The 11422-nt window shown below is 36.1% G+C and carries 12 protein-coding genes; 8 read left to right on the top strand and 4 right to left on the bottom strand.

What is annotated here, in order from left to right; all coding sequences use genetic code 11:
* Window positions 1-88 precede the first annotated feature (88 nt).
* From ACJJVZ_RS03245 to ACJJVZ_RS03260, 4 genes are all read left to right on the top strand, one after another.
* Entirely contained in the window at window positions 89-1162 is a 1074-nt protein-coding gene (locus tag ACJJVZ_RS03245; protein WP_405598101.1) for an ornithine cyclodeaminase, read from the top strand.
* Complete coding sequence (gene ctlX / locus ACJJVZ_RS03250) at window positions 1159-2070, top strand: citrulline utilization hydrolase CtlX (protein ID WP_405598104.1); 912 nt, start codon at window positions 1159-1161, stop codon at window positions 2068-2070. The genes ACJJVZ_RS03245 and ctlX overlap by 4 nt, the downstream gene beginning before the upstream one ends.
* A 127-nt stretch (window positions 2071-2197) precedes the next feature.
* Window positions 2198-3604, top strand: a complete 1407-nt coding sequence (locus tag ACJJVZ_RS03255) for a sodium:alanine symporter family protein (protein ID WP_076924661.1) — start codon at window positions 2198-2200, stop codon at window positions 3602-3604.
* Window positions 3605-3730: 126 nt separating this feature from the next.
* Window positions 3731-4768, top strand: coding sequence for a patatin-like phospholipase family protein (locus tag ACJJVZ_RS03260; protein WP_405598108.1), 1038 nt, complete (start codon window positions 3731-3733; stop codon window positions 4766-4768).
* Between the two features lie 211 nt (window positions 4769-4979).
* On the opposite strand, the gene ACJJVZ_RS03265 is transcribed toward ACJJVZ_RS03260, so the two are convergent.
* The 4 genes from ACJJVZ_RS03265 to ACJJVZ_RS03280 all read right to left on the bottom strand — a co-directional run bounded on the left by ACJJVZ_RS03265 (window position 4980) and on the right by ACJJVZ_RS03280 (window position 6470).
* Complete coding sequence (locus ACJJVZ_RS03265) at window positions 4980-5141, bottom strand: hypothetical protein (RefSeq protein ID WP_282130975.1); 162 nt, start codon at window positions 5139-5141, stop codon at window positions 4980-4982.
* 2 nt (window positions 5142-5143) lie between these two features.
* Complete coding sequence (locus ACJJVZ_RS03270; protein ID WP_282130976.1) at window positions 5144-5326, bottom strand: hypothetical protein; 183 nt, start codon at window positions 5324-5326, stop codon at window positions 5144-5146.
* 4 nt (window positions 5327-5330) lie between these two features.
* Complete coding sequence (locus ACJJVZ_RS03275) at window positions 5331-5615, bottom strand: BrnT family toxin (protein WP_008138995.1); 285 nt, start codon at window positions 5613-5615, stop codon at window positions 5331-5333.
* A gap of 291 nt (window positions 5616-5906) precedes the next feature.
* Window positions 5907-6470 carry a YSC84-related protein gene (locus tag ACJJVZ_RS03280; RefSeq protein ID WP_024597891.1) on the bottom strand — a complete coding sequence of 188 codons (564 nt, stop codon included), beginning with the start codon at window positions 6468-6470 and terminating at the stop codon, window positions 5907-5909.
* 148 nt (window positions 6471-6618) lie between these two features.
* Here ACJJVZ_RS03280 and ACJJVZ_RS03285 point away from each other — a divergent pair, with 148 nt between their 5' ends.
* Genes ACJJVZ_RS03285 through ACJJVZ_RS03300 form a run of 4 tightly spaced genes read left to right on the top strand, consistent with a single transcriptional unit; the run spans window position 6619 to window position 11388 of the window.
* Window positions 6619-7830: a tyrosine-type recombinase/integrase gene (locus ACJJVZ_RS03285; RefSeq protein WP_405598114.1), complete on the top strand. Its 1212-nt coding sequence runs from the start codon at window positions 6619-6621 to the stop codon at window positions 7828-7830.
* On the top strand, window positions 7830-9029 hold the full coding sequence (locus ACJJVZ_RS03290) for a cation:proton antiporter (RefSeq protein ID WP_405598117.1): 1200 nt from the start codon (window positions 7830-7832) through the stop codon (window positions 9027-9029). The genes ACJJVZ_RS03285 and ACJJVZ_RS03290 overlap by 1 nt, the downstream gene beginning before the upstream one ends.
* Window positions 9030-9087: 58 nt before the next feature.
* Window positions 9088-10764, top strand: a complete 1677-nt coding sequence (locus tag ACJJVZ_RS03295; protein ID WP_405598120.1) for a PKD domain-containing protein — start codon at window positions 9088-9090, stop codon at window positions 10762-10764.
* A gap of 27 nt (window positions 10765-10791) precedes the next feature.
* Window positions 10792-11388 carry a DUF1566 domain-containing protein gene (locus ACJJVZ_RS03300; protein ID WP_405598123.1) on the top strand — a complete coding sequence of 199 codons (597 nt, stop codon included), beginning with the start codon at window positions 10792-10794 and terminating at the stop codon, window positions 11386-11388.
* Window positions 11389-11422: the final 34 nt, after the last annotated feature.

The following is an 11422-nucleotide window of genomic DNA, read 5'->3' on the forward strand; positions in this document are numbered from 1 at the left end:
TTGTATAACTAATTGCCATATTAAATTGCATGCGGCCTCGCTAAACTTGTTTTAAATTAACTAATACATTTATTTAAGAGGTTTCAACATGAGTCATTTTATAGCACAGCCAAAACAAGGCGTTCCGTTTGTTAGCGTTCAGGCAATGGCTAAGCTTATAAATAGCTTAGGTATCGAAAACGTTTTGTTAGAGCTAACACATAAATTAGAAACCGACTTTGCCCGTTGGAAAGAGTTTGATAAATCACCACGTTATGCAGCACACTCACCAGAGGGTGTAATAGAGCTAATGCCTGTGAGTGATGGCCAGATGTTCAGCTGTAAATATGTAAACGGTCACCCAAAAAACACCTTTCGAGAACTTCAAACAGTCGCTGCATTTGGTATTTTAGCCGATGTAGATAGTGGTTATCCAGTAATGATCAGCGAAATGTGCCTACTAACAGCGCTACGTACAGCGGCTACATCGGCGCTGGTGGCTAAGTATTTAGCACCAAAAAACTCAACAACACTTACATTAATTGGTAATGGGGCACAGTCTGAGTTTCAGGCACTGGCATTTAAAGCTGTATTGGGCATAACACATATTCGTTTATACGATATAGATGCAAACGCGTCTAAAAAAGCATTTACTAATTTAAGTGCTTATGGGTTAAACGTAACTATTTGTAATAGCGCACAGGAAGCTGTGCAAGGTGCGCACGTTATTACAACCTGCACCGCCGATAAAACCAATGCTACAATTTTAACAAACGACATGATCCCACAAGGTGTGCACATTAATGCAATAGGTGGAGATTGCCCAGGTAAAACAGAGTTAGATGCTAAATTACTCGAGCGCGCTAATGTATTTGTAGAGTACGAGCCACAAACTCGAATAGAGGGCGAAATACAACAAATGAGTGAAAGCTTTGTTGTAACTGAGTTTCATAAAGTCGTTAATAAGCAATCGCTTGGCCGTACTAGCCAAGACGAATTAACTATTTTTGATGGTGTAGGCTTTGCGAGCGAAGACTTTACAGCGCTTGTATTTGTACGCGATCAACTTATTAAAAGCGGTGAATTTACATTGCTCGATTTAATTACACAGCAAGCCGATCCGCGCAACTTGTTTTCGGTACTTAATACAGAGCAAACATCAGCACAAGAGCACGTAGCATGAGCCACGTAAATCAAGCTCCGAGTGCGGTTGTTATGGTACGTCCGCATCACTTTACGTCTAACCCACAAACAATGCTCGACAATGCATTTCAAAGTAAATGCTTAGCACCAAATCAAAGTGAACAAGCATATAGCGAAGTCACAAATGCAGTAAAATTATTAAAAAATGAAGGGGTAAAAGTTCACCTTTTTGAAGATGAGCAAACACAGACTCCCGACTCTGTGTTTCCAAATAATTGGTTTTCTACTCATCAAAGTGGGGAATTAATAATCTACCCAATGTTTGTAGAAAACAGAAGGTTAGAATATCGAAAAGATATTATTGATTTTTTAACGGATCACTATAAAGTGACGGTTGTGACTGATTATGCGCATTTAGCGAAAGAAAATTCATTCTTAGAAGGCACTGGCTCACTGGTTCTCGATCATCAATATAAACTGGCTTATGCAGCAAAATCTAAAAGAACAATTCAATCGGTTGTTAATACAGTTTGTAATTTTCTCGCATTAAAACCCGTTATATTTAATGCATATGACGAACAAGGCACTGCGGTTTATCACACTAATGTATTAATGTGCGTTGCAACTGAGTTTGTAATGGTTGGCTTAAACATGGTGCCAAGTGAAGAGCGTAAAGCGCTAGTTACTCATTTTTTACAAAGCCATCACGAAGTAATTGATTTATCACTCGATCAAATTAATCAATTTTGTGGTAACGCCATAGAGTTACAAGGTAACAATGGCCGTATTTTAGCGTTATCGCAAACAGCATTTAATGCGCTCACAACAGCACAAATAGCAGCCATACAAAAAACGGCTAAGCTTGTACCGTTACCGATTCCTACCATTGAGTCGGCTGGTGGATCAGTTAGATGCATGATTGCAGGAGTTCATTTGCAAAACAAATAATGTATAGTTTTAAGGCAGCAAAAAGTATGGCTGCCTTATTAGTATAAAATTTAAGTCGATGTCGTAAGCAAAAGCCGTTATATCCGCAACCGGATACTAATATAAAAAATATAAGAAGGAATTAGCAATGTTCGATACCGTCGTCAAAAGCGTAAACAACCTTTTGTGGGGAGAAGGTCAGGTACTTATTTATATACTCTTGTTTACAGGAATATGGTTTTCAGTACGACTAAAAGCAATTCAAATACTTAAATTTAAACATATGTTTAGCCTTTTAAAAGGCAGTAGCAAATGTAAAAAAGACGACATTTCATCATTTCAAGCATTGTGTACAGGGCTTTGCGCACGAGTAGGCACAGGTAATTTAGCCGGTGTGGCAGTGGCAATTTCACTTGGTGGCAGCGGCGCTATATTTTGGATGTGGGTAATAGCCATATTGGGTATGGCTACAGGCTTTGCTGAAAGCGTACTTGGTCAAGTATATAAAGTGCGCGATAGTGGCGGCGAGTTTAGAGGCGGCCCTGCATATTATATTCAACAAGGTTTGGGTAGCCGAGCATTCGCAATTGTGTTTGCCGCGTGTTTGTTTTTAGGTTACGGCTTTACGTTTAGCGCAATGCAAACTAACACAATTACCGACGCACTTAATTACGCGTTTGAAGTTCCTACATTTTATTCAGGCCTAGTTATTACCGTACTAGCAGGCTCAATTATACTCGGTGGCTTTAAAGCAATTGCCCGATTTGCAGAGCGTGTTGTGCCAATAATGGGCATTGTGTTTGTACTTGCCGCCGTTATTATTACTATTATAAATTTCACGCAAGTACCCGCCATGCTTAAGGATATATTTTTATCAGCGTTTGGTTTACAAGAAGCAGGCGCCGGTGCAATGGGCGCAGCCATTAAAAACGGTATTCAACGTGGTTTATATTCTAATGAGGCCGGTGCAGGCAGTGTTCCGCATGCTTCAGCAAGTGCCAGCCCAATTCCTAATCACCCTGTTACGCAAGGTTACATACAAATGCTAGGCGTATTTTTCGATACAATCGTACTGTGTAGCTGTACCGCTGTGATCATTCTATTGGCCGATATAGACATTAGCGGTGAAATGGAAGGCATTCGTTTAACACAAAGCGCGATGACCGCTCATTTAGCACAAGGTGGTGTTTATTTTGTCGCAGCCGCTATTACCTTGTTTGCTTTTACATCGGTGGTGGCAAACTACGCCTATGCAGAGAGCAACTTGCACTTATTTAAGCTCGACAACAAAGTAGGGCGCGGCATTTACACTTTGCTTTATTTATCAATGATGCTTTGGGGCGCATCGGCCACTTTAAAAGAAGTCTGGGATTTAGCCGATATTGCCTTAGGGTTAATGACAGTGGTTAACGTTATCGCTATTATACTGTTAACGCCGACTATTTTGTCTGTCACGAGCGATTACCACGCACAAAGAGACAAAGGTTTAGAGCCCGAATTTAAAGTAAAAGATGTAAAAGTACAGGGCAAATGCGAAGACGGCATTTGGGACTAACTCAAGCACACTTAACTATAAAAAGCGGTTTTATGGCAACATAAAGCCGCTTTTTTTGCATAAATATTCACTTTCAGTATTGTGAAAATAACTGAAGAAACTAAAATTTAAGGCACAATTTTTTAGATGATCGAGATTCACGCAGGGAAAACAGCGACTAAAATTATTAACGAACAGGGCTTTAAACCTGAACTTTTCACCTCTTTTTTAGGTGCAAGTGGCGGCCCTAAATGGTTTACTTTATTTGGCTTAGATAAATATATTTTTGGTGAATTTTTTAAAAATCGTACCCAACCACTTAATTTAATTGGCTCATCTGCCGGCGCTTTTCGCTCTGCGTGTTTTGCACAAAACGATCCCGTTGCTGCCATTGAGCGATTAGCAAAATCGTATTCGCAAACTAGGTACACAAGTAATAAACCAACACCAAGTGAAATCACAATAAAAGCGCGCGCATTACTTGAAGATGTTTTTGGCGATAACGGCGTAACCGAAATTATAACTAACCCAATATTTAAAGCGCACTTTATAGTGGCAAAATCGAATGGCTTTATTGCTAGCGAAAATAAATTAATACAGTTAATGGGTTTATCAAAAAGTTATATGTTAAACCGCGTTAACCGAAAATTATTAGGCTCACAGTATGAGCGTTTTATATTTGGCCCAGCAACAAGCGACTTATCAATTACCGACAGCTACAATTTTAAAACGCAAAACATAGCGCTTACTCAACATAATTTAAAAGATGCATTACTTGCATCGGGTTCTATACCACTTGTTATGCAGGGCATAAAAAATATTGCAGGCTCACCACCTGGAATATACCGCGATGGCGGAATTATTGATTACCACTTTGATTTAAAAATTAATAACCCAGGACTTATTTTATATCCGCATTTTAATAGCGAGCCAAAAGCAGGGTGGTTTGATAAAAATTTAAAACGTAAAGTAGCACCACAAAATTACGATAACGTGGTGATGATCTCCCCATCAAAAGAATTTATAGCCGGCTTACCTTACGGAAAAATCCCTGACAGAAACGACTTTACCGATCTTGATGCAGACACACGTATTAAATATTGGAATACTGTTTTTAGTGAAACTGAAAAGTTGGCTGAGGCGTTTGACAAGAAATTAAATAATTTAAAGTTTGATATTAAATAGTATTGATAATTTACACTGAATGAAAACTTTAGAATTATTGTTCTATAGCAAATTGAGGTGGATATAAAATATGAACTATAACCCCATAAATTAAGGTCTGCTATTAATAATAAAAGGGCAGAAAGCCCTTTTATTTTAGTGTATTAATTTAGAAATAAAATTGTCGAAATGATAACCGTTGTACAAATTAAGCACTTTCATAAAGCGCTCTTTATTTATTTGTTATTACTTTCTTAAACTGTTTTTTACCAACTAATTCGGGATTTTCCTCATCTATTTTCGGCTCGTTAGAACTTACTACTACAGTTGACCAGTTAGTCTTGCCCGTAGATTTATTGCCCTTGATATAATTTTTAGTAATTTTATTTTCCATTATCAATCCTTTGATTTTTTAATTTTTTTGAATTTTTTCAGTTCTTCATTTGTTAAGAGTGGAGCATCGGGATCATCTTTTGCATTTTCCTCGATCTCACCTTCAGTCATTTTTTTTAGGCGCTCGTAGTCAGTCTTTCCATCTACAGAGTCATCTTTGTTTCTTTTAATATGAGTTTCTGACATAAATTTATCTCGCTTTCATACTTTGATACACAACACGTTCTTTTTGACTGGCAGTTCTAGCAGAAATCATTCGTCTTGAAGTGCCGCTTTTTCTCCATGTATAGACAACCATTAAAACACCGGGCTTAGCTTCTCCAATAACTTGTATCCGCTCTTCACCATAATCATTACGGTCATCTATAGCTTCAATTCTTTCATCATCATCAAATATAGTCACAGCATCATTGAAATCGATACCATGCTTATCTATATTTTTACTATTCTTATTATCATCCCATTCAAATAACACAACTATTTCCTTGTTAGTAAGTAATGATTAAAATCACTAAATTTTATTTTTCTAAAACACATACTGTTTTTATATCTATAATTTAGACATCTTCATAATTTTCCCATTTTTAGTTTCAATACGCAAATAACAAATATGTTTCAGAAAGTAACTTACCAAAAGTATATTTTTTCTGTCTAGGTAAAATACTAAGATATAGCCCATAAGTTACGTTATGTTAAATTGCGTTACTTTTAATAAAGCGAGCGTGATTATACAAACCAGCTCGCTTTTAGGAGAGTAATTTGGTGGTTAATTAAGCTCTGAATCTACCCAAAACTTAGTTCCTTTTAATACGGCTTGTAGTGCAAGGCCATTTTCGGTTACAGAATATACAGTAACTTGATCTGCAATTGCTTCAGCAACCAGTGCACCGCCTTTATCTTCATATTTTGCTGCCGCATCAGCGTTTCCGCCAAATGCCCAACCATGTTCAATAAATCTATTTAATGCAGCTTGATTATGAAAAACCATTACAACATTAAAATCTTTTACACCTAAGCCAAGCCCTAAACCGGCTTCACCCATATTCATGTAAGTCGATTTACCCGTAAGATTATTTTTAACTACGCCGTAACCGCCACCAAAACTAGCTAAAACAACATTTACGTTAGCGTTATCAAAAACGGCGAAACCAGCAGAATTAGCAATTTGTTTTTTAACATCAGGTTTTTCAGCGTATAATTTATCTAACGTGTTTGCTTTCATACTTTGTACAAGTGAACGTTTTTCGCTTGGTGATGCACTACCCGTAGTCGCACAACCAGTTAAAGCAACAGTTAAAGCAAGTACGCTTAGTATAATTAGTTTTTTCATAACTTTTCCTTAATAAGATATAGCAACCAACAACCATAGAATAATTACAGTGTTAAAATAATTAGAGCTTTACTATGTCCAATACTAGACAGTATCGGACTTTAACGTTATTCTGTAAGTCTATTATTTAATTGAATATTTATACATTATGCTTGTTGCTTTGGTTGATACATTAAAACAATTAAGATATCAAATTGCCCATCTAGATGACGGTACTCTAAATTCAGAGTACCCAGAACTTGCATCCTTTATACAGGAAGTTGGCTTGACTGTAACTGAATCAAAGGCCGATCTGATATTCTTATATCAGTTTTTATATGTTTATGGCCGAAAATCAGAAGCCACTTATAGTCGTTTTCGAAATGAACTCGAACGCTTTTATTTATGGTCGTGGTTAATAGCAAAAAAATCAGTATTCGATTTAAAGCGTGAAGACATTGAAGCCTACGTTGATTTTATGGTCGAACCCGATAAAGCATGGGCTGCAACTTCAGTGCAATGGCGCTATAAAGATGAGCAAGGAATTCGTCGATTAAATCAAAATTGGCGCCCTTTCATGTTAAAAGAATCCATTGCTAGTCAGCAAACTTTATCGTCTATGTTTACGGCTTTAAATGTGTTTTATAAGTTTGCCCTATTGGAAGAAAAAACATTCGCGAATTTTGTCCCTGTTGTTAAAAAAAATAGTCCGTATCTAGTTGTTCAATCTCAAATTCAAATTCCTGATACGTTAAGCGATATACAGTGGGAATACGTTTTTGGCGTAACGCGTGATTTATGCGAACAAAACCCAGAGTTAGAGCGAAATCTATTTACGCTTGCGTGTTTAAAAGGCCTTTATTTACGAATTTCAGAATTATCTGAGCGCCCGCAATGGTCGCCGGTGATGTCTCATTTTTGGCAAGATAATGATGGTTTCTGGTTTTTACGTATTATGGGCAAAGGTAATAAATTACGAGATGTAACCTTAAGTGATGATTTTGTTGAATATTTAAAGCGTTATAGATTATACCGAGGTTTACCTGCTCTTCCTCGTGTTGATGAATCAGATCCTCTGGTTCATAAAATTCGCGGTCAAGGTGGTATGACCGTTAGGCAAATTAGGCGTTTGGTTCAGCAAAGTTTTGATTATGCACAGCAATCATTACTTGATGATGGTTTTAAAGATGATGCTGAACAACTTGGCGCTGCAACTGCACATTGGCTTCGTCATACTGGTGCCACACATGATGCGCAAACTAGACCACTTAAACATTTATCAGAAGATTTAGGTCATTCTAAAATTGCGACTACCGATCAAATTTATATTCAAACAAATATTAAAGAGCGAGCAAAGTCAGGACTTAAAAGGAAAATTTAATGGAGTATTTAGTAATAGCATTTATAGGCGGACTATTTTTAATTTATTCTTTAACACTTCGTCAGTTAGAAAAAACCGAAGTAACGGGACCGATGTTTTTTGTTGTTGGCGGAATATGTTTAGCTTTAATGCTACCCAACGAAGGGCATAAAATAAAAGAAGGCGTTGATCTTTTATTACCATTTATAGAGCTTACGCTAAGTATTTTTTTATTTTCTGATGCAGCTAAATCAAAGTTGAGTGTATTAAGGCATAGTTTTCAGTATCCTAGTTTACTGTTGTTTGTTGCCCTACCCTTAACTTTGTTACTTGGTATTGCTGTTGCTTTATTTTTCTTTGCTGAGCTTTCACTTATTCAAGCAGCGTTGCTCGCTATTATTTTAACACCTACCGATGCGGCATTAAGTAAAGGGTTACTAGCAAGTACACAAGTGCCTGAAAAAATACGCGAAGGAATAAATACTGAAAGTGGTTTGAACGATGGATTATGCGTACCCATATTTTTAATATTTATATTACTCGCTAAAAATCCTGACTCGGCTATTACCGCAACACAAACATTAAGTGTGTTTGGCCGAGAGCTTGGGTTAGCTTTATTAATTGCTATTACGAGTATCGCTATTTTTATTCCGTGTTTAAATTTTGCAATGAAACGTCATTACTTTGCACAAAATACCAGTCCATTTTTATTACTCGGTTTTGCTATGGCGGTATTTTCTGTAACGCAGTATTTTCATGGCAGTGGATTTATTGCGGTGTTTATTGCAGGCTTATTATTTGATAAATTTTCGACCGAAGAAGTTAGAACAGAATTAGTTGAAGATTCAGAGCATATCGCAGATTTTACATCGTTAATGATTTGGTGCTTGTTCGGGGTTGTTTGTGCTTACTTAGTTATTCCTAAATTAAATACTGAAATTATAATTTACGCTTTGTTAAGTACAACATTGATTAGAATAATTCCAGTTATGCTGTCTCTGCAGTTTACGGCATTGAGTATTAAAGAGCGTTTTACATTTGCGTGGTTTGGGCCAAGAGGATTAGCGTCAATTGTTTTTACATTGATGGTGATAGATACGCAAATAGAAAATAAATATCAAATTGCGACAATAGCAATGACGACTATTTTTTTTAGTGTATTTATACATGGCATTAGCACTAAACCTATTGCTGATAGTTTTTCAAATAAAAAAACGTAAACACTACTATTAAAATTGTGGTACCATATTTTCTAATTATTTTTATAAGGATATTTAAGTGAATAAAATTGTTAAGTTTATTTTAAATGTAGCTATTGTTATTTCTGTTGCATCTTGTGGTAGCGGTGGAGGTGATAAAGAACAGCCTAAGAATAGTAACATAATTCCAACTGTTTACGCAGGCCCAGACCAGGTTGTAAATAGCAATGAAGTAGTTAATCTAAATGGCGTTGCTTCGGATAAAGACGGTAATATTGTCTCATTTTTATGGAAGCAAATTAAGGGTAAAAAAGTTAATCTTCAAAATTATAATACCTCAAAAACAAGTTTTACTCTGCCGAGTTTTGAGGAAGAAACTGAATTAGAGTTTAAGTTAGTTGTTACAGATAACTCTGATGCACAAACAAGCGATACAGTAAAAATAATTGTAAAAAAATCAGTTATTCCTTTAACAGTAGATGCAGGCTCCAATCAGATAGTCGAGGAAGGTTCAGAAGTGCAATTAATCGGTTCAACTAATATTGATGATAATGCACACACCTACTCTTGGATGCAAATATCAGGTTCCCCCGTTACGCTTAATGAGAATGATAAAAAAATAACAGGTTTTGTAGCTCCTGCTGTTAGTGATACTGAAGTGTTCGAGTTCAAATTTACAGTTAGTGATAATTTTAATAATTCGACCGAAGATACTGTATTAATTACAATAAACGATATAAATGAACCACCAACAGCAAGTGCAGGTGAATCGTACTTTGCAATTAGTAGTGAAACAGTTGAATTAGATGCTTCACTGACCAGTGATGATAATGACATTTCTTTGTTAACTTACACTTGGAGTCAAATTGATGATTCAGGGTTGATAATTGAATTAAATAATTCAAATAAACAAAAAGCAAAATTCATAGCACCTTCTGTAATTGTATCAACAGTTCTATCTTTTCAAGTAACAGTTACAGATGCTGAAGGACTAACAGATATATCTACTGTAAATATAGCAATAAAGCCATTGATTAACAGTAAAATAAATGACACTGGTCTATTGCGCTGCGCTAAGGAATTCGATGCTGAGGGGCAGTTACTACCGAATTGTCAATCTAGTGTTGGTGAAGATGCTCAATCTGGACGTGATATTAGTAGTAACTATAATCAAGATGGAAAGGCTGGTTTTAGTTTTACTAAACTTGATAGTAATGGAGACCCAGTCGATAATAGTTCACAGAGTTGGTCTTGTGTACTTGATAACGTTACCGGATTAGTATGGGAGGTTAAATCGAGTGAAATGACTCTTCATGATCCAAAGCATACATATAGTTGGTACGATCCAGACTCTTCAAAAAATGCAGGTTATCCTGGTTTAAAGAACCAAGGTGTGTGTTCTATTGATAGCTGTGATTCTTATTCATATATTAATATGGTTAATGAACAAAATTTCTGTGGGAAAAATGATTGGCGATTACCAACGCAAACTGAATTATTATCAATTCGAGACTTTGGAATTTCCGCAGCTGATAACATTCCTAATATAGATACCTCATTTTTTCCAAGTACTTCTTTTAATCTTCCTTTTTGGACTGCGACCTCTAAGGTGACTCCCTATCCCGAACAAAACTTTGCTGTAGGTATTTTTTTCCTACCACCACCAAATTTTGGTGATGAATATTCTTTAGATAACTTTATAGTAGAAACGTCTAAAACAAAAGCAAGCCATATTCGACTGGTTACAAATCAATAAGTCAAATTCAAATGAAAGGGATATAACATGAATAAAAAAATAAATTTTTCTACGCTACTAATTGTATTTATAACTATATTTACGTTTTCTATAGCAAAAGCACAAGAATGTTCAGAAAGCATTATTAAGACAACCCCAAATGAGCACTTTAGTATCAATGGTGATGGAACAGTTACTGACAAAAAAACAAATTTAATGTGGATGAGATGCAGCTTAGGTCAAACTTGGGATAGTAATAATTGTTCAGGTGATACTTCATCAGCCCTACTAACATGGAGGAATGCTTTAAATATAGCTGAAAGTGAAACATTTGCTAGTTACACAGATTGGCGCTTACCAAATGTAAAAGAACTAGAGACAATTATAGAGCATAGTTGTCATAGTCCAGCTATAAATAAATATATTTTCCCTGGTACAATTCAATCTAGAAAAGACTCTATCGATGAAACAAGATTTATAGCTATGTATTGGAGTTCCTCTATAGATTCTAATTATTCATCAATTGCATGGAAAGTTGATTTTCTTACAGGTACATTAGCCACCCAGTATAACGACATCGGCGGCGGTAATACTGCGTATATAGAATACCCACAAGCTGCTAGGCTTGTTAGAACAGTAAATTAAACTCAAATATTGGCGCATAATATACTTTGCGCCA

It is taken from the genome of Pseudoalteromonas sp. Ld19, from assembly GCF_045064135.1.
Taxonomy (GTDB): Bacteria; Pseudomonadota; Gammaproteobacteria; order Enterobacterales; family Alteromonadaceae; genus Pseudoalteromonas; species Pseudoalteromonas aliena.

Bases quoted from the DNA above. Each gene is read 5' to 3' on its own strand.
- ACJJVZ_RS03245 (WP_405598101.1), top strand. From the start codon at position 89: ATGAGTCATTTTATAGCACAGCCAAAACAAGGCGTTCCGTTTGTTAGC.
- ACJJVZ_RS03300 (WP_405598123.1), top strand. From the start codon at position 10,792: ATGAATAAAAAAATAAATTTTTCTACGCTACTAATTGTATTTATAACT.
- ACJJVZ_RS03260 (WP_405598108.1), top strand. From the start codon at position 3,731: ATGATCGAGATTCACGCAGGGAAAACAGCGACTAAAATTATTAACGAA.
- ACJJVZ_RS03280 (WP_024597891.1), bottom strand. From the start codon at position 6,470: ATGAAAAAACTAATTATACTAAGCGTACTTGCTTTAACTGTTGCTTTA.
- ACJJVZ_RS03290 (WP_405598117.1), top strand. From the start codon at position 7,830: ATGGAGTATTTAGTAATAGCATTTATAGGCGGACTATTTTTAATTTAT.
- ACJJVZ_RS03265 (WP_282130975.1), bottom strand. From the start codon at position 5,141: ATGGAAAATAAAATTACTAAAAATTATATCAAGGGCAATAAATCTACG.
- ACJJVZ_RS03255 (WP_076924661.1), top strand. From the start codon at position 2,198: ATGTTCGATACCGTCGTCAAAAGCGTAAACAACCTTTTGTGGGGAGAA.
- ctlX (WP_405598104.1), top strand. From the start codon at position 1,159: ATGAGCCACGTAAATCAAGCTCCGAGTGCGGTTGTTATGGTACGTCCG.
- ACJJVZ_RS03285 (WP_405598114.1), top strand. From the start codon at position 6,619: ATGCTTGTTGCTTTGGTTGATACATTAAAACAATTAAGATATCAAATT.
- ACJJVZ_RS03270 (WP_282130976.1), bottom strand. From the start codon at position 5,326: ATGTCAGAAACTCATATTAAAAGAAACAAAGATGACTCTGTAGATGGA.